The organism is Bradyrhizobium sp. OAE829 (assembly GCF_040546575.1).
Lineage (GTDB): Bacteria > Pseudomonadota > Alphaproteobacteria > Rhizobiales > Xanthobacteraceae > Bradyrhizobium.
This window is the reverse complement of record NZ_JBEPOE010000001.1, coordinates 4408854-4426721: the sequence shown is the minus strand read 5'-3', so window position 1 is coordinate 4426721 and position 17868 is coordinate 4408854. Positions and strand designations below refer to the sequence as shown.

Here is a 17868-nt window from a genome sequence, read left to right as displayed (position 1 = left end):
GCCCTGCGATTAAGCCAAAGTTTCGACCAGGCGGTGCAACGCCTCGGCCGTTGATTCACTGTCCGATACCAGCGCCAGGCGGATATAGCCGGCGCCGGGATTGCTGCCGTCGTTTTGCGGACGCGACAGATAGGTTCCGGGGATCACGCGCACGCCGGCATCGCGATAGAGCTGCACCGTCGCAGCCTCGTCGCCGCCGCGGTCCGACACATCGAGCCAGACGCAGAAGCCGCCGGCGGGTCTGACGTAGCCGTAGCGATTGCCGAGGATCTGATCGGCGAGATCGAACTTGATGCGATAGAGCCGGCGGTTTTCCTCGACATGCGCCTCGTCGCTATAGGCGGCGACCGCGACGTGCTGCAGTGGCACCGGCACCTGCGGGGCGGCGACATTGCGCAGTTCGTGAAACACGCTGAGAAATTTCTTGTCGCCGGCCGCAAAGCCGACGCGCATGCCCGGCAGGTTCGATCGCTTCGACAGCGATTGAAACGCCACGACGTTGCTGAAATCAGATCCTGCGCATTCGAGCACGCTGCCCGGCGCCACTTTGGTGTAGATTTCCGAATAGCACTCGTCGCTCAGGATCATGAAGCCGTAGCGATCGGCGAGTTGCACCAGACGGGTGAAGTAGTCGCGCGAGGCGACCGACCCTTGCGGATTGGCCGGCGAGGCGATGAACATCGCAACCGTGCGCGCCAGCGTCGCCTCATCGAGCGCATCGAGATCCGGCAGGAAGCCGTTGGCGAGCGTGGTCGGCAGGTAGATCGGTTCGCAATTGGCGGCGCGCGCGCCGGCGCCATAGGCCGGATAGAACGGGTTCGGCATCAGGATCGCCGGCCTGCCCTTGCGCGGGCCGACATAGCGCGCGGCCGTGATCGCGGCAAAGAACAGGCCCTCGCGGCTGCCGTTCAGCACCAGAATTTCACTCTCGGGATCCATTGCCCGGGGCAGTTGGAACCGGGCCGATAGCCAGTTCGATACCGCCCGGCGGAATGGCTCGATGCCCTTGGCGATCGGATAGCGGCCGAAATCGGCGATGTGCTGGGCGAGGACCGGCCCGACGAAGGTCGGGACAGGATGCTGCGGTTCGCCTAACGACAGCGCGATCAATGGCTTACCGGGTTGATAGGGAGCCAGAAGCTCGGCGGTCCGCAGAAACGGCGAACGCTCGGCCTGACCGGCAGCGGGGACACTGCCGGCGCCCTGCGCCACGCCGGAAGAGGCGGTCATTGCCATGTCTAAAACGCCAACACTTTCAATTGCGGTCGGGGGACGGACGGAGCGACCGGCAGCGGATCAAACCACCATAGATACGGCGAGGTTAAGACGCGATTAACCATCGGCGCCAGCGTGGAATTTGGCGTGATTTTGGGGGCGGTCAGGGCGGCGGTTCGGGCCCCACCCACCGATGTCGTCACCCGCGAAAGCGGGTGACCCAGTACGCCGCGGCTTATCGGTTCAATCATTGGCGCCTCTGGAATACTGGATCACCCGCTTTCGCGGGTGATGACAGCTGAATGTGTGGCCGCGATCTCGCGACGCATTACGCCCGAGCTTTGCCAGAAACTTCCCGCCCTCTCATCAAGAGGGCGCAGGGAAGACCGGGTGCGCGCTGCACCCGCGGTCCCGTGTGCGGTTAGCACAGAAATGGCTGCACACGAGCATACAGGGCAGCGGAGAACACCCGGCCTTCCCTGCGCAATGGCTTTACGGCTTATGCCGTGATCTCCCCGGAGACGAGTTCTGGGTTGACTCCGTCGCTATCGTTTCCGCTCACGCTTCTCCGACAGCTTGACGCCGGCAACGGGCGCCAGGACCACACGGTTTTGCCGTACGCTTAATCCACGCCGTCGTCAGACGTGAACAAGCGTCCACCGCAACCCGCCCAACGTCCGTGACGACGGCCGACGCCCTTCTGACCAGGGCGGGATGGCGATAGATGCGCACTGATTTGGGTCGGCCGACTACAGAAATATTTTTGATTTACGGAAATTTTCTACTTGACACGATTTCTGAAACTCAGAACTGATTTGCCCGTCGGGTTGTTTTGTCGCAGCCTCCGTCATTGCGAGCGCAAGCGAAGCAATCCATGCCACGGCTTGGAGCAATATGGATTGCTTCGCTCCGCTCGCAATGACGATTGTTGATCTACCGCTGCGGCAACCGCTCGAAACTCGGCATGCCTTCGGGGACGTGGTGATAGGGCTGCTTGTCGACGGTGTAGATCGCGATCTGCGGGCCGTCGAACAGCGAGGGGTCGTCGAGCGTGCCGACCTTGACGACGACACCGGGCAATCCCGGTGGCCGCGTCACGACATGGGTGCCGCATTCGGCGCAGAATTCCCGCGTCACCGCGCGTTCCAGATCGGTGCGCTTGAACTGCTTGGGAGTCTCCTTGGTGTACTTGAAACCCGCGATCGGCATCACCAGGAACATGTTGGTCGAGCCGCCGGTAATATACTGGCATTCGCGGCAATGGCACTGCGCCTTCATCATCGGGTCGCCCTCGGCCTGATAGCGCACCTTGCCGCAATAGCATCCGCCTTCGAGTTTCATGACGTCCTCCCCGTTATCGTTGCGGTCAATTCTGCGCCGCGTGCAGGATTTGGCAATGCATTTTTAGCCCTGGTTTCTGTTCCATCGTGATTTCTGCCATTCCCGGATTAGTTTGTGCACGACGCCAAAGGCGATCCCACTGGCAGGAGCATGTGATGGACGAGGACGGTTTTTGGAAGATCGTGCAGCGCGCGCACGATAATTCGGGCGGCGACATGGATCAAAAATGTGATGCGCTGCGCCAGCAAATCGCAGCGCTGCCGAAGGACGAGGCGCTTGAATTTGCGCAGCACTTCGATGCGATGATGGACAAGGCTTATTGCTGGCCGCTGTGGGGCGCAGCTTACGTCATCAATGGCGGCTGCAGCGACGATACCTTCTCCGATTTTCGCGCTGCGTTGATTTCCAGGGGACGTCAGGCATTCAAGCGCGCGCTGTCGGATCCGGACTCGCTGGCGGACGACGGTTTTGATGAACTGGACTGGTTCTACGAAGGCTATCAATACGCCGTCACCGACGGCGTCGAAGCGGTTGCCGGCAATCCACCGCAGCGGAGTGCGCCGGCTCAGCCATCCGGAACCGAGTGGCAGGAAGACGAGGTCTACGACCTGTTTCCGAAACTCAGTGCGAAGTTCGGCTGACAGTTCGAGCAACGTAAGCGCTGCGGGGCTTTCGCTGCAGTTTGCCTATGGTGTTCTCGGCAGTCTCACGAGACTCTGCATTTCAAGAGCAGATTTGCCCTGAATTTCCAGCTGACCGCTCGCAGCCATGGCATCGATGCGTGCCGCCAGGACGATATCTCCGACCTGAAGGACTTCATCGTCCATCTCTGCAGCCAAAATCTCTCCGACGATCATCGCTACCTTTTGCCAGTCGTTCGTTGCGTAAGAGATCAACCGCTCGTCGAAGAAGGAGATTGGCGCCGATACAAGCTCGCCACCTTCGATCACACGCAGCGGCGCGTTTTCGAAGCGAAGCCGCTGCCAGAGATCCCGATATCGCTGCCGTTCGGTCGCCGGCAAAGGTTCGGCCAAATCCCAAAGCTTCTCTTGGCGTATCGTGTTCGCGTTGATCAAGCCGAGACTCATGGGCAAGGCGGGCGGTCGAGATAAGCCATTCTCCGGTGGGCAGGCTATTCTGACTTCGCTCAGGTCGACTACTTCGCACGGTGCGTCGTGCATTCGCCACAGCAACTCGAGAAAGCCGGCATATTCCATGGCCGATCGCCGCGACAGCCAGGCGACCTTTCGGCGGCCAGGGGAAAGCGCCTCGCGCCAGAACGCCTCTGTTTCGGGAGCGATTCTGTTCCATCCCGTCCAGCCAAGTTCATCCTCAACCCATTTCGATCGCAACGGCAATTCGAGAGGATTTATTGGCCCGAAGCTGAGGCAGTCGAACGAGGATATGACCTGATCGTCGCGGCCGGCATCTTCCAACGCCGTTCTCAGGCTCTTGGCGCCGGAAGGCGTGAAAACGACGTGGAGTAGGCCGTGCGTCATCGAGAGTCCTCGGTGGAGGCTTCCGATGCCATGGTCCGAGTTGAGCGTCCACTCAAGTTCGATTCAATTTTCAGATAGCAACAAAAAGAAAGGGGCTCCAACTTGCGCTGGAGCCCCTCAACGGTCAGGGCATTGCCGGGTATGTGCCCGAACCGGAGTTGTGGGTGCGACCCCTTGGGATCGCACCCCGGGAGAACTCACATATTGTAAGCGCGCTCGGTGTGCTCGGTGACATCGAGGCCTTCACGTTCGGTCTCGACGTTGACGCGCAGGCCGACGATGACATCGACGACCTTGAACAGGATCGCTGAACCGATGCCCGACCACACCAGCGTGGTGCAGACGCCCCAGAGCTGCGAGACCATCTGAGCTGCGAAGTCGTATTCCGCGATTTTGCCGATGGTGTAATCCATGACGCCGGTACCGCCGAGCGCCGGGTTCACCAGGATGCCGGTGCCGAGCGCGCCGACGATGCCGCCGACGCAGTGGACGCCGAACACGTCGAGCGAGTCGTCATAGCCGAGCGCATTCTTCACCACGGTGCAGAAGAACAGGCAGACGATTCCGACCACGAGACCGAGCACGATCGCGCCCATCGGACCGGAGTAGCCGGCCGCAGGCGTAACCGCCACGAGGCCCGCCACCGCACCCGACAACGCGCCGAGCACCGAGGGGTGACCCTTGACGATCCATTCCGCGAACATCCAGGCCATCGCCGCCGCTGCGGTTGCAACGAAGGAGTTGGTCATGGCGAGCGCGGCGCCGCCGGAGGCCTCTAAGTTCGATCCGGCATTGAAGCCGAACCAGCCGACCCAGAGCAGCGAAGCGCCGATCATGGTCATGGTCAGCGAGTGCGGAGCCATCAGCTCCTTGCCGTAACCGACGCGCTTGCCGATCAGGAGCGCACCAACGAGACCGGCGATGCCGGCGTTGATGTGCACCACGGTGCCGCCCGCGAAGTCGATCGCACCCTTCTTGAAGATCCAGCCCTGGTCATCCCCGAACGCGGTCTTCGCCGCATCGAAGGCGGCCTGCGCAGCGGCCTTGTCCGTCGCGGCTTCGAAGGTCTTGAGCGCGGCAGAGATCGCGTCCGGTCCAGCCCAGTACCAAACCATGTGCGCGATCGGCAGATAGATCAGGGTTACCCAGAGCGGCACGAACAGCGCGACAGCCGAGAACTTCATGCGTTCGGCGAAGGCGCCGACGATCAGTGCGGGGGTGATGCACGCGAAGGTCATCTGGAAGCAGATATAGATCAGCTCGGTGATGTTGACGTCGGCGGAGAAGGTCGCCGCCTGAGCGTCGAGGATCGTCTTGCCTTCCGGCGCGATCTTCAGGAACGCCTTGGAGAAGCCGCCGATGAAGTCCGATCCGCCGGTGAAGGCGAGGCTGTAGCCGTAGACCGCCCAGATCAGGGTGACGATGCAGACGGTGTAGAAGACCTGCATCAGGACCGAGAGCATGTTCTTGGAGCGGACCAGGCCACCATAGAACAGTGCAAGGCCGGGGATCGTCATCAACAGCACCAGCACTGTCGACGTGAGCATCCAGGCGTTGTCGCCCTTGTTGACAGTGGCTTCCGCGTAAGCGGAGGTTGCGGCGAACATGCCGACGGCCAGGGCCGTCAGTCCCGCGCTATAGGGACGTTTGAACGTCATTTGTTGTACTCCTGAGTGTCTGGGTTGAGCGCGAGATCAGAGTGCCGCGGCATCCGCCTCACCGGTGCGGATGCGAACCGCATGGTCGAGGTTGATGACGAAGATCTTGCCGTCGCCGATTTGTCCGGTTTTTGCTGCCGAGGTGATGGCGTCGATGGTCTTGTCGACCTGGTCCGAGGCCACAGCGACCTCGATCTTGATCTTGGGCAGGAAGCTCACCGCGTATTCAGCGCCGCGATAGATTTCCGTGTGGCCTTTCTGCCGACCATAGCCTTTGACTTCCGTCACCGTGAGACCGTGAACGCCAATGGCGGTCAGGGCGTCCCGGACTTCTTCGAGTTTGAATGGCTTGATGATCGCCATAACAATTTTCATGGGTCCTATCCCCGCTAGGCCCGGTTCAGACAGACCGGGCGTTCTCGACTGAGGTTCACCACGCGGAGAAGTTCACTTCGCGGGCACAGCCATGACCCTTAGAATCAAATGCCGTGCCAGAACGGCGGATTTCCCTAACGGTTTATGAATCCGGGGCTTTTCGGGGTTTCAGAGAGGGGAACCAAACTGCGCTATTCCGTCGCGCTTAAAAAATAGGCATGTCTGGTCAAGGCGCGGGCACGCCAGACTCCGGACATAATCCTGCCCAGTGCGAGGGCAGGAAGGCGGTATCCAGATGGGTAGTTCTACTGAAGCGCCTCGCCATGCTGCGAAATATCCAGGCCTTCGAGCTCCTGCTGCAGCGACACCCGCAGCGGCACGAACGCGCTCACCAGCTTGAGCAGCACAAAGGTGACGCCGCCCGACCACACCAGGGTGACGCCGATGCCGTAGAGCTGGGTCACCACCTGCTGCGGGTTGCTTTCGATCAGGCCGGCGCTGCCGCCGATGGCTGACGTTGCAAACACGCCGGCGAGCAGGGTGCCGGTCATGCCGCCGATGCCATGGACGCCGAACACGTCGAGCGAATCGTCATACTTGAAACGGTGCTTGAGCCAGGTGCAGGCCCAGAAGCAAACCAGACCCGCCACCACGCCGATGACGATGCCGTGCCACGGTGCGACGTAGCCGGAGGCCGGCGTGATCGTGCCGAGGCCGGCGATCGCGCCGGAGATCATGCCGAGCACGGAGGGTTTGCGCCGCGTCGCCCATTCGATCGCACCCCAGGTCAGCGCGCCGGCGCAGGCAGCCAGATGCGTTGCGGTGATGGCCATCACGGCGCGCGAATTCGCCGCCAGCGCCGAGCCGCCGTTGAAGCCGAACCAGCCGACCCACAGCAATCCGGTGCCGATGACGGCGAGCGACAGGTCGAACGGGGAAAGATTGTCGCTGCCATAGCCGTGACGCTGTCCCATCACCTTGGCGGCAACCAGACCGCCGATGCCGGCGGACAGATGCACGACGAGGCCGCCGGCAAAATCCAGCACGCCCATGGTGGCGAGGAAGCCGCCGCCCCACACCCAATGCGCCAGCGGCACATAGACGAACATGAACCAGCCGATCGAGAACAGCAGATAGGCCGAGAACCGCATCCGGTCGGCCACCGCGCCCGCCACCAGCGCCACCGTGATGATCGCAAACGTCATCTGGTACAGCACGAACAGTATTTCCGGAATCGTCTTCGCCGCCGGGTGGACACTGTCCATGGTGACGCCGATGAGGAACCAGCGGTCCAGCGTGCCGATCCAGGGACCTTCGCCGACGAACGCCAGCGAATAGCCGAAACACACCCAGAGGATCGAGATGATCGCGACTGCAGCGAGGCTCTGCGCCATCGTCGCCAGCACGTTCTTCTTGCGCACCATGCCGGAATAGAACAGCGCCAGGCCGGGTATCGTCATCATCAGGACGAGCGCGGTGGCGACGATCATCCACGCGGTGTCGGCGGCGTTGATGGTCGATGTCTGCGCAAGGGCCGGCGTCGCCGGCCAGACGTTCATCGCAAGAATGCTGAGCGCAGCGATCTTCGCTGCACGAATCGAGAGTGCCCCCATGGAATTTCCCCGGCCTGTTGTCGTTCTGTTGTCGTTTTTTGTTCGCGCGTCAGGCGTCGTTGCCCGCGCGCGTTGAACTGAAATGAAAACTTTAGAGCGCGTCGCTGTCGGTCTCCCCGGTGCGAATGCGAAGGGCGTGATCGATCGGCGTCACGAAGATCTTGCCGTCGCCGATCTGGCCGGTGCGCGCATGCGCGGTGATGACCTCGACCGCCTTGTCCGCGACGTCGGAGGCGACCGCGATTTCGATGCGCAGCTTGGGCAGGAAGTTCACGACATATTCGGCGCCGCGATAGATTTCGGTGTGGCCTTTCTGGCGGCCGTACCCCTTGACCTCGGTGACGGTCATGCCGTGCACGCCGATGGCCGTCAGCGCCTGGCGCACCTCGTCAAGCTTGAATGGTTTGATGATCGCGACGACGAGTTTCATGGTCAGGCCTTCATGTCTCTTGGGATGCACTCTTGGAAGTTTCTTGGACGGTCTTTTAGAGGGTGTTTTTGACGATCTTTCTGACGTTCTTTCGGCGGGTTCGGCGGGCTGGCCGCCCGGCGGCTCGCTGCCAAAATCCAAATCTGGCATCTTTCTATGCAAATGGCACAAAAAACTTGCAGGTTTAAGGGGAAAACATTTGCAGCCGGTGACCTCGGTCACTGTACAGGGAATATGATCCTCCGACAGAATGGGTTTTTCGCCAGCCGCCCCGCCGGCTTCCCCCGTTTCCACGACCAAAGGGATTAAAAATGTCGAACCGATCGTGGTTTTATGCAGCGAATGGCCAGCAACAGGGGCCCTTTCCGGAAGCCCAGCTGCGCGATCTCATTACACGGGGCACGGTCAGGGCCGACACGCTGGTCTGGTCCGAGGGAATGTCCGGCTGGCAGCGCGCGGGCGAAATTCCCGGCCTGATGCCGGCGGGCGGCGCCACGCCGCCGGTTGCTCAACCGGGCGGCCCGCCGCCGATGAGCAGCGGCGCTGGCGGTTATGCGGGCGGAGCCGGTTACGGCGGCGGTCCTCTGTCGATCGATTTCGGCATCCTGGAGTTTGTCTGGCGCAGCCTCTTGATGATTATCGGAATGGTGTTGGTGATCCCGGCGCCGTGGGTCCTGGTCTGGTACCTCAACTGGCTTGTGCCGTGCATCAAGGTGCCGGGCCGGCCGAATCTCAGCTTCACTGGCAATGCGATGACCCTCGTGCCCTGGTATTTCGGGGCGATCGTGCTTCTCATCGCGGTAGCCCTCCTGGGCAGTGACGTGCTCAGCAATCTGGCGAACCTCGTCCAGTTTGTTCTCTACTGGCTTTTCCTGAAATGGTTCATCGCGAACCTAGCGTCCAACGGGCAGCCGCTCGGGCTCAGCTTCACAGGTTCGATCTGGGCCTATCTGGGATACTCGATCCTCGGGGTGCTCGCCATCTTCACCATCATCGGCTGGGCGTGGGTTTATACAGCGATGATGCGTTGGGCTTGTCGCAATATCCAGGGCACGCAGCGTGAAGTCCTGTTCATCGGCACCGGGCTGGAATTCCTGTGGCGCGCGATCGTGGCCGGAATTGCCTCGATCTTCATCATCCCGATTCCATGGGTGTATCGATGGATGTGGCAGTGGCTGGCGTCGCAGACGGTGTTGGCCGAGCGAGGCGCGCAGCCGAACGGGTAAGGCGTGATCGCTCGAAAACGCTATGCCCGACGCTGGCGGATCGAGCCTTCCTGGGCCACCGACGCCACCAGCGTGCCGTCGGGCTTGAAGATCAGGCCGCGGGCCAACCCGCGGCCGCCCTGTGCGCTGGGTGAATCCTGCGCGTAAAGCAGCCATTCGTCGGCGCGGAACGGCCGGTGAAACCACATCGCGTGATCGAGGCTGGCCGGCATCACGTTGCTGTCGAACAGCGTGCGGCCGTAGCGCGCCATCACAGCATCGAGCAGCGAGAAATCCGACGCATAGGCCAGTGCGCACATGTGTAGTGCCGGATCGTCGGGGAGTTTTGCCGCGGTACGGATCCAGACATTGATGCGGCCGTCGTCGATCTTCTCGCCGAAATAGCGGCCGAGTTCGACCGGGCGCAACTCGATCGGCCGGTCCATCTCGTAATAGCGCCGGATGAACTCCGGCATCTCCTTGAACACCGGCTGCTTGGCGACTTCCTCGGCGGAGAGTTTTTCCGGCGGCGGCACGTCCGGCATCTTGTCCTGGTGGTTGAAGGCGCCTTCCTCCTCGGCATGGAACGAGACCATGATCGAGAAGATCGCGTTGCCATGTTGAATGGCGGTGACGCGGCGGGTCGAATAGCTCTTGCCGTCGCGTAAGCGCTCGACCTGGTAGATGATCGGGACCTGCGGATCACCCGGCAGGATGAAATAGCAATGCAGCGAATGCGGCAGCCGGCCTTCGACGGTGCGGCACGCCGCCACCATCGCCTGTCCGATCACCTGGCCGCCGAACACCCGCTGCCACGCGGTTTTCGGGCTGTTGCCGCGAAACAAATTCACCTCGATCGGTTCGATGTCGAGGATCGAAATCAGGTCGGTCACGCTTGCGGACATGGCGGCACTTTCGGTTGCTTGGGTCATTCCGGGGCGCGCGTCTTCGCGTGAACCCGGAATCCTTGGATTCCCCGATGTGCGATAGCACATCTGAGGTTCGATGCTGCGCATCGCCCCGGAATGACGGGATAAAGCCCTTGTTTCTCACCTCTGTTTCACCCAGCTAATATCAGGTAGCAAGGGTCGTCTGAGGGCGTAACCGGGTTAAGGATTGCATGCCGGCACAGCGAAGTATTGTCATCTGCGGCGGCGCCTTTGCGGGGCTGGCGCTGGCGCTGGCGCTGCGTCAGGGCCTGGGCCGCGATATTCCCGTCATCGTGGCCGATCCGGCGCTGGCCTCAAAGCCGAGCCGCGATCCGCGCGCCACCGCGATCGTCGCCGCCTGCCGGCGGCTGTTCGAGGCGCTCGGCGTCTGGGGCCAGATCGCGCCCACCGCGCAGCCGATTCTCGACATGGTCGTCACCGATTCCAAGCTTGAGGACGCCACCCGTCCGGTGTTTTTGACGTTCGCCGGCAATGTCGAGCCCGGCGAGCCCTTCGCGCATATGGTCGAGAACCGCTATCTGATCGATGCGCTGGTGGCGCGCACCGAGGCCGAGGGCATCGAGCTGCGCGCGACCGCGGTTGCCTCGTTCGATTCACGCCCTGACGGCATCGACGTGACGCTCGCGGATGGCACGATCATCGAAGCCAGCCTGCTGGTCGCCGCCGACGGCGCGCGCTCAAGACTGCGCGAGCGCGCCGGGATCGCCACCCATGGCTGGGACTATGATCAATCCGGCATCGTCGTCACCGTCGGTCATGAGCGCGATCATCACGGCCGCGCCGAAGAACATTTTCTGCCCGCGGGACCGTTCGCAATCCTTCCCTTGACCGGAAAGCGTTCGTCGCTGGTGTGGACCGAGAACCGCACCGAAGCCGCGCGCATCACCGCGCTCGACGAGGACGAATTTCACGGCGAGCTCGAGCAGCGTTTTGGTTTGCATCTCGGCGAGGTCAAGGTACTCGACAAGCCGCGCGCATTCCCGCTCGGCTATTTCGTCGCGCGCTCCTTCATCGCCGAACGCCTGGCGCTGATCGGCGACGCCGCGCATGTGATCCATCCCATCGCGGGGCAGGGTCTCAACATGGGACTGAAGGATGTCGCAGCGCTCGCCGAAGTCGTGGTCGATGCGGCGCGGCTCGGCATGGATCTCGGCCAGGCCGACGTGCTCGAACGCTACCAGCGCTGGCGCCGCTTCGACACCATGGCGATGGGAGTTGCGACCAACTCGCTGAACTTCCTGTTCTCGAACGAATCGACGCTGCTGCGCACCGTGCGCGACATCGGATTGGGCCTGGTCGATCGCGCGCCGCCGCTGAAAAGCCTGTTCATCCGCCAGGCCGCGGGATTGTCAGGTGAAGTGCCGCGGCTGCTGAAGGGCGAGGCGTTGTAGTTTCGGGTCGTCGCCCGGATGGAGCGTAGCGAAATCCGGGAAAGCCTATCACGCTCAAGACCGTCCCGGATTGCGCTGCGCTCCATCCGGGCTACGCTCAGTACACCCTAATCGATCTTCCTGGCCTCTTCCGGCAGCATGATCGGGATGCCGTCGCGGATCGGGTAGGCGAGTTTGGCGGAGCGGGAGATCAGTTCCTGGCGGGAGGCGTCGAACTCCAGCGGGCCCTTGGTGATCGGGCACACCAGGATTTCCAGCAATTTCGGATCGACGGTGCTGTCGAGGCGTTCGGTCGAATTCATTTGTGATCTCCAGCTTGGCCGGTCCCTTAGCACACCAAACTTGTCATCGCGAGGTGGCTATCCGCAGCATTTCGTCGAGCATGGCCTGTTGCTGCGCTTTCGGCAGCGGCTGGTCCGACAGGGCAAAACCGAGAAACGCCCAATAGAGGATTTGCGCGCGGGCGCGGGCCACCTCCGCGGACAATCCGGACTGCGTCAACAGGCTCTCGACATAGCCGAGCCTGCGGCGGTCGATCGCCTGCACCGCCGCCCGCGCCGCGGGATCGACGCTGGCCCAGGTGCGGACCGCGTTTTCCAGCGCCAGTCTTGCGCCGAACACCCGGCGCAGCAGCACCTCGAGCGGATTCCCGTCCTTTGATGCGGCCTCGACCCCGGCGATGATCTGTTCGGCGGCGATTTCGCGCCATTGCTTGAGGATCTCGGCATGGAACGCGGAAATATCCGCGAAATGCCAATAAAAGCTGCCGCGCGACACCCCCATCGCCTTGGCCAGCGGTTCCGCCTTTAGCGCCGTGAAACCGCTTTTCGCCAGCGTCTTCAGGCCCCGGTCGACCCAATCCTGCCCCGAGAGTTGATCGCCCATGTTCCCGTCCTGCGACATCCTTCCATACACTACTGTATTGACAGTCGCCAAGCGCCAAGTCATAACCATACATAACTGTATGGAGCTTTATCCGATGCGCGATATCATTCTGCAATGCGCCGGCGTCGCCGGAATAGCGGTGTCACTGATCCACGGCGTGCTCGGGGAAACCAAGGTGTTCGCCAAAGCGAGCATCCAGCCCGAGAGCCTGCGGACCCTGATCCGGCTGGTGTGGCAGGCCGGCACCGTGGCGTGGATCGGCGGCGCCGTGCTGCTGATCGCAGCTCCGTCCCTAGGCTCCGAGAGCGCACGGCACTGGATCGTCATTACCGTGATCGCGATCTACGCCTTTGCCGCCGCGGCGAATGCGTGGTGGTCGCGCGGACGCGGTTTTGGATGGAAGGCGCTCACCGCCGTGGTCGCACTGGCGGTGGCGGGATACTAGGGCCGATCGACATTCAGGATTCCCAAGAGGTGTAATCGCTGATTCATAGGGTTCCGTGATTTGCACGGAGCGGATGATGGCGACGAGAAGATACGAGCTGAACGAGGCGCAGTGGGTAAAGATTTCACCACTGCTGCCGGGCAAGGGTGGCGACCCTGGCCGGACGGCCGCGGATAACCGTCTGTTCGTGAACGGATGTTTGTGGGTTCTGCGCTCTGGGGCGCATTGGTGCGACCTGCCGGAGCGGTACGGCAAGTGGAAATCGGTGCACCGGCGGTTCAGCCGCTGGTGCCATGCGGGCGTCTGGGAACGTGTGTTCACAGCCCTGACGGCGGACCGTGACAATCAGTATCTGATGATCGACAGCACCATCGTTCGTGCCCATCAGCAGGCAGCGAGCGGAAAAGGGGGGCCAAAGATCAGGCGCTGGGGCGCTCCCGAGGTGGACTGACGACGAAGATCCACATGCTGGCCGACGCGCTCGGTCGCCCGCTCCGCTTCGTCATTACGGCCGGCCAGACTGGCGACGTCACCCAGGCGCCTGCCTTACTTCACGGTCAGAACGGCGATGCCGTGCTCGCCGACAAAGCCTATGACAGCAACGCCATGCGCGCGATCATCGCTGATATGGGCGCAACAGCGGTCATCCCGTCCAACCGAACCCGCAGGATCATCATCCCGCACGACACCATGGCCTACAAACAGCGCAATCGCATCGAGCGCTGCTTCTGTCGCCTCAAGCACTTCCGGCGCTTGGCCACACGCTACGACAGACGATCTTCCCACTTTGCCGGCTTCATCCACCTCGCCGCAGCAATGATTTGGGGGCAATGAATGTCGATCGGCCCTAGAGCCTTTTCCGTTCCGCTGGAATCGGAACGGGGCTCTAGATTCTTGCTTTGACGCGTTTTCCTGACGCGAACCGGTGCCCACTTCGCTGGAAAACGCTTTAGGCACCTTCCTGCACCGCCGTGGAAACGGAGATGCCCATGTTCTGGGTAGGAGCAAGGAGCAAGGAGCAGGCCCATGGATGATCGGGTCAAGGTCACCATCGAAAATGGTGTTGCCGATGTGTCCGGCGAGGGCCGCGCATTCTGTGCCGGGCTCAACGTCGAAAGAATGGCCGCGGTGGCAAACGGCGGCGCTCTGTTGCCGTTCGCCGGGCTTGACCGGCGCACGCACGGTGTCGCGAATTTCGTGCAACACATCGTCTGGCTATGGCGCGAGCTACCCGTCCCGTGATCGCGGCCGTTCACGGCATTGCGCTCGGCGGTGCCGAGTTGGAGCAACCCGTGAATAGGAACTGTCGCAGCGAACGCATTAACGCCAACGCTGCAGCAACCCCGTATCACCACGGAAAAGTTCCGTACTACTACGGCAGCGCTTCCTCGCTAGTCCCGCTTTCGCTCAGCACAAAAGTAGTTCCGCGCGCGGTTCCGGATCGCGCGATTCAATCAATCAAATGCCCACTAACGGGCAGATAGATCGAGATCTTCCGTAGAATCCCTGATGTATTCAACCATTGTACATTCACTCTTTACGTGCGGATAACTACGCCCTCGGAAGCTGCAAGAAAATTAAGGAGTCGAATAGCCAGCGCGGGTAACCATGGTGAGGTACAACCATGGCCGAATGACATGTTCCGCGTTCTTAGCTGCCTTACGGTCGAACACGACTGGCGATTTGTTCTCCTCGCCGGCCTCGTTTGCTTCGTTGCAAGCGTCGTCGCCATCCATATCTTTCATCGCGCGATCTCGTCGCAATCGAGGACGCGGCTGATCTGGATTGCAATTGCGGGCGCCGCGATCGGGTACGGGATCTGGGCGACGCACTTCATCGCGATGCTCGCCTACGAGCCCGGCGTTGCGACCGGATACGGCGTGGCCTTGACGGCACTGTCGCTCGCCGTGGCAATGATACTGACTTCCGGCGGGTTCGGCTTCTCCGCCAATGCGCCCGGCCGGTGGCGCGCACCCATCGGCGGCGGAATCATCGGCGCCGGCATTGCCAGCATGCACTATCTCGGCATGTGGGCGCTTGAAGTCCCGGGCCGGGTCACCTGGTCGCTCGATCTCGTGTTCGCCTCGATCATTGTCGGCATGGCGTTCGGTTACGCGGCGCTCGCGTTCGCGGTCCGCTACAAGGATTTGTGGGGAACATTTGTCGCGGCGGTTTTCCTGACGCTCGCAATTGTCTCGCATCATTTCACGGCAATGGGCGCGGTAGAGATTGTCCCCGATCCGACGCGGACACCTGACGAGATGTCACTTTCACCCGCCTTTCTCGCCGTGGCGATTGCGGGCGTGGCTCTGTCGGTGCTCGGGATGAGCCTGGTCGGCGTGCTGGCGGATCGCCGCCTCGCCAACCGGACGCGCAAATTCGAGGAAATCATCGATCAGCTCTCGCTCGCGCGGCAACAGGTCGAAGGCTCGCAAAGGGAACTGCAGGAGCAGAAGCTCAGGCTGGATTCGGCGATCAATAACATGGGCGAGGGCCTCTGCATGTTCGATGCGGAGAAACGGCTTGTCGTCTGCAACGATCGTTACGCCAAAATGTATCAGCTGCCGCCGGAACTGTTGCGGGCGGGTACGTCACACCGGGAAATCATCGAGCATCGCATCAGCAACGGCATCCTCAAGGCCGGCACCAATGACAGCGCCGCAAAGGTGATGTCGGCCCTGAATGCGCTGCCATCCAACGTTCCGGCAAGCCGTGTCGACGAGCTCGCCGATGGTCGATTGATCTGCGTGACGAGGCAACCGATGCCCGGCGGCGGCTGGGTGGCGACGCACCAGGACGTCACCGAGCAGCGCAGGTCCGAGGCCAAGATCACGCATATGGCCCATCATGACGCGCTGACCGACCTGCCAAATCGCGTCCTGCTGAGGAAGCGATTGGAGCTCGCCCTTTCCATCACGCGCCGGGGTGGCGCCGACCTCGCGGTGCTCATGCTCGATCTTGACCGCTTCAAGGAGGTCAACGACACGCTGGGGCACCCCACGGGAGATGCGCTGTTGCAAGCCGTCGCCGCGCGGCTGCTGGGGTGTGTCAGGGAAACGGCGATGGTCGCGCGACTGGGCGGCGACGAGTTCGCCGTCATTGAGTGCGTGGAAAATCCGCTGGTGGAAGCCGTGTCGCTCGCCGAACGCATCAAGGCCGCGCTTTGCGAGCCTTTCGATCTCGGCGATCACCGGGTCACCGTCGGAACCAGCATCGGCATTGCCGTCGCGCCACGCGACGGAACCGACTCCGATGAGATTCTCAAGAAAGCGGACCTAGCATTATACTCCGCCAAGAACGGCGGGCGCGGCTCCTTCCGCTTCTTCGAGCCGGAACTCGACGAACTCATGCATGCCCGCCGCAACCTCGAACGGGATATGCGCAGCGCGCTTGCCAATGACGAGTTCGAACTGCGCTACCAGCCGATCGTCAATTTCAAGAGCGGCAAGATCGGCGGCTTTGAGGCCTTGCTGCGTTGGCATCATCCCCAGCGCGGTTGGGTGATGCCCGGCGACTTTATCCCGCTTGCGGAAGAAACCGGCTTGATCGTGCCGATCGGAGAGTGGGTGCTGCGGACGGCGTGCGCGGAGGCGGCAAAATGGCCGGCCCATCTCAAGATCGCGATAAATCTGTCTCCGGCTCAATTCAGAAGCAAGGATCTGGTTCGGGTCATTGTCAGCGCCCTGGCGAGTTCGGGAATTGCGCCACCAAGACTTGAGCTCGAGGTGACCGAAACGGCCATCATGCACGACAGCGAAGCCGTGTTCGCTGCGCTCGGTCAGCTGCACGAACTGGGCGTGCGAGTTGCCCTGGATGATTTCGGCACGGGCTACTCATCGCTGAGCTTCTTGCAAAAGTTCTCGTTCGACAAGATCAAGATCGACCGCAGCTTCGTCAGCGAGCTGACCAGCCCACAGGAAGAGTCCCGCGTCATCGCGCGTGCGGTGGTTCGATTTGCCGTAAGCCTCGGCAAGACCACCACGGCCGAAGGCGTGGAAACCCAGGAGCAATGGGACATCCTCCGCGGAGAGGCATGCGTCGAATCGCAGGGCTATTATTTCAGTCCGCCGGTAACGAGCGCCGAAGTTGCGAAAATGGTGCGCTCGCGGGCCAAGGCAGCGGCGAACGCGGCGTAGCCGGCGCGGGTTTACTGCAGTCCCGTATCGCCGCCGCTGGTGCGCTTCTTGGCGAGGTCCATCTCGGTCACCGCGATCAGGATTTCCGCGCGCGTCTTCAAATCGGGCGCTTCCAGCATCGCCTGTTTTTCGGCGGGGCCATACGGCGACATCATCGCCAGCGCATTGACCAGCGCCTCGTTGGGCGCGCTCTCGATGCCTTCCCAATCCACTTTCAGATTGTTGGCGTTGAGAAAATCGGTCAGCACCTCGAGCAGCGCCTCGCGGTCGACGGCCGCTTCGCCCTTGCGCGCGGTGAAGTCGTCAACGAAGGGAAAGAAATCCACCTTGCATTGCCGGTACGCGGTCAGCACCGTCAGCTCTTCGACCACCCGAAAGCGCGAGACGCCGGTGAGTTCGAGGATGTAGCGGCCGTCGCCGGATTCGGCGAGCTGGGTGATGCGGCCGACGCAGCCGACCTTGAACAGCATCGGCCGGGTCTCGTCCTTGCTGTGGGAAATATCCGGCTGGATCATCCCGATCAGGCGGTGGCCGTCGCGCAGCGCGTCGTCGACCATCGCAAGGTAGCGCGGCTCGAAGATGTTGAGCGGCATCTGGCCGCGCGGCAGCAGCAGTGCACCCGGCAGCGGAAACACCGGAATGATTTCGGGAAGCTCGCCGGGTCCGCGGTATTCGGCATTGATCGGCATCTGCGGCCCCGGCTCTACTGCATGAGAGGTCTATGT

Annotated in this window: 18 protein-coding genes and 1 pseudogene; 8 read left to right on the top strand and 11 right to left on the bottom strand. The window is 62.0% G+C overall.

Annotation, left to right across the window (positions count from 1 at the left end):
- Positions 1 to 9: 9 nt before the first annotated feature.
- Both ABIE49_RS21385 and ABIE49_RS21380 read right to left on the bottom strand, forming a co-directional pair.
- Positions 10 to 1236 carry an aminotransferase class I/II-fold pyridoxal phosphate-dependent enzyme gene (locus ABIE49_RS21385; RefSeq protein ID WP_192740636.1) on the bottom strand — a complete coding sequence of 409 codons (1227 nt, stop codon included), beginning with the start codon at positions 1234 to 1236 and terminating at the stop codon, positions 10 to 12.
- Between the two features lie 912 nt (positions 1237 to 2148).
- Positions 2149 to 2556: a GFA family protein gene (locus ABIE49_RS21380; protein ID WP_192740635.1), complete on the bottom strand. Its 408-nt coding sequence runs from the start codon at positions 2554 to 2556 to the stop codon at positions 2149 to 2151.
- Between the two features lie 155 nt (positions 2557 to 2711).
- Here ABIE49_RS21380 and ABIE49_RS21375 point away from each other — a divergent pair, with 155 nt between their 5' ends.
- A complete protein-coding gene (locus ABIE49_RS21375; RefSeq protein WP_192740634.1) occupies positions 2712 to 3197 on the top strand; it encodes a DUF4240 domain-containing protein in 486 nt (161 codons plus the stop codon).
- Positions 3198 to 3242: 45 nt separating this feature from the next.
- On the opposite strand, the gene ABIE49_RS21370 is transcribed toward ABIE49_RS21375, so the two are convergent.
- The 5 genes from ABIE49_RS21370 to ABIE49_RS21350 all read right to left on the bottom strand — a co-directional run bounded on the left by ABIE49_RS21370 (position 3243) and on the right by ABIE49_RS21350 (position 8131).
- Positions 3243 to 4055 (bottom strand): DUF3658 domain-containing protein, encoded by an 813-nt coding sequence (locus ABIE49_RS21370; protein WP_192740633.1) that lies wholly within the window; start codon positions 4053 to 4055, stop codon positions 3243 to 3245.
- 197 nt (positions 4056 to 4252) lie between these two features.
- Entirely contained in the window at positions 4253 to 5713 is a 1461-nt protein-coding gene (locus ABIE49_RS21365; RefSeq protein WP_192740632.1) for an ammonium transporter, read from the bottom strand.
- Positions 5714 to 5749: 36 nt separating this feature from the next.
- A complete protein-coding gene (locus ABIE49_RS21360) occupies positions 5750 to 6088 on the bottom strand; it encodes a P-II family nitrogen regulator (protein WP_008142813.1) in 339 nt (112 codons plus the stop codon).
- A 305-nt stretch (positions 6089 to 6393) separates the two neighbouring features.
- Positions 6394 to 7647: an ammonium transporter gene (locus tag ABIE49_RS21355; protein ID WP_354067565.1), complete on the bottom strand. Its 1254-nt coding sequence runs from the start codon at positions 7645 to 7647 to the stop codon at positions 6394 to 6396.
- Positions 7648 to 7792: 145 nt separating this feature from the next.
- The gene (locus ABIE49_RS21350) at positions 7793 to 8131 is read right to left on the bottom strand and encodes a P-II family nitrogen regulator (RefSeq protein ID WP_192740630.1); all 339 of its coding nucleotides are present in this window, start codon (positions 8129 to 8131) and stop codon (positions 7793 to 7795) included.
- Between the two features lie 43 nt (positions 8132 to 8174).
- Here ABIE49_RS21350 and ABIE49_RS21345 point away from each other — a divergent pair, with 43 nt between their 5' ends.
- Both ABIE49_RS21345 and ABIE49_RS21340 read left to right on the top strand, forming a co-directional pair.
- Complete coding sequence (locus ABIE49_RS21345; protein WP_192740629.1) at positions 8175 to 8369, top strand: hypothetical protein; 195 nt, start codon at positions 8175 to 8177, stop codon at positions 8367 to 8369.
- Positions 8370 to 8442: 73 nt separating this feature from the next.
- The gene (locus ABIE49_RS21340) at positions 8443 to 9357 is read left to right on the top strand and encodes a DUF4339 domain-containing protein (RefSeq protein WP_192740628.1); all 915 of its coding nucleotides are present in this window, start codon (positions 8443 to 8445) and stop codon (positions 9355 to 9357) included.
- A 20-nt stretch (positions 9358 to 9377) separates the two neighbouring features.
- Here the strand turns inward: ABIE49_RS21340 and tesB are convergent, their stop codons facing one another.
- Complete coding sequence (gene tesB / locus ABIE49_RS21335; protein ID WP_192740627.1) at positions 9378 to 10241, bottom strand: acyl-CoA thioesterase II; 864 nt, start codon at positions 10239 to 10241, stop codon at positions 9378 to 9380.
- Positions 10242 to 10456: 215 nt separating this feature from the next.
- Here tesB and ABIE49_RS21330 point away from each other — a divergent pair, with 215 nt between their 5' ends.
- Positions 10457 to 11677, top strand: a complete 1221-nt coding sequence (locus ABIE49_RS21330) for a ubiquinone biosynthesis hydroxylase (RefSeq protein ID WP_192740626.1) — start codon at positions 10457 to 10459, stop codon at positions 11675 to 11677.
- Between the two features lie 107 nt (positions 11678 to 11784).
- On the opposite strand, the gene ABIE49_RS21325 is transcribed toward ABIE49_RS21330, so the two are convergent.
- Entirely contained in the window at positions 11785 to 11979 is a 195-nt protein-coding gene (locus ABIE49_RS21325) for a Trm112 family protein (RefSeq protein ID WP_192740625.1), read from the bottom strand.
- A gap of 43 nt (positions 11980 to 12022) precedes the next feature.
- Complete coding sequence (locus ABIE49_RS21320; protein WP_192740624.1) at positions 12023 to 12562, bottom strand: TetR/AcrR family transcriptional regulator; 540 nt, start codon at positions 12560 to 12562, stop codon at positions 12023 to 12025.
- 94 nt (positions 12563 to 12656) lie between these two features.
- Here ABIE49_RS21320 and ABIE49_RS21315 point away from each other — a divergent pair, with 94 nt between their 5' ends.
- From ABIE49_RS21315 to ABIE49_RS21300, 4 genes and pseudogenes are all read left to right on the top strand, one after another.
- Entirely contained in the window at positions 12657 to 13007 is a 351-nt protein-coding gene (locus tag ABIE49_RS21315; RefSeq protein ID WP_192740623.1) for a hypothetical protein, read from the top strand.
- Positions 13008 to 13083: 76 nt separating this feature from the next.
- Positions 13084 to 13841 (top strand): IS5 family transposase gene (locus ABIE49_RS21310; RefSeq protein WP_354066912.1). Its coding sequence is split into 2 segments (ribosomal slippage): positions 13084 to 13426 and positions 13426 to 13841, totalling 759 coding nucleotides; the frame shifts between segments, so codons are not numbered across the junction.
- A 192-nt stretch (positions 13842 to 14033) separates the two neighbouring features.
- Positions 14034 to 14281: pseudogene (locus tag ABIE49_RS21305) on the top strand (enoyl-CoA hydratase); the annotation flags it as partial.
- Between the two features lie 363 nt (positions 14282 to 14644).
- Positions 14645 to 17143: a bifunctional diguanylate cyclase/phosphodiesterase gene (locus ABIE49_RS21300; RefSeq protein ID WP_192739454.1), complete on the top strand. Its 2499-nt coding sequence runs from the start codon at positions 14645 to 14647 to the stop codon at positions 17141 to 17143.
- 11 nt (positions 17144 to 17154) lie between these two features.
- Here the strand turns inward: ABIE49_RS21300 and ABIE49_RS21295 are convergent, their stop codons facing one another.
- Positions 17155 to 17832: an LON peptidase substrate-binding domain-containing protein gene (locus ABIE49_RS21295; RefSeq protein ID WP_192739453.1), complete on the bottom strand. Its 678-nt coding sequence runs from the start codon at positions 17830 to 17832 to the stop codon at positions 17155 to 17157.
- Positions 17833 to 17868 lie beyond the last annotated feature (36 nt).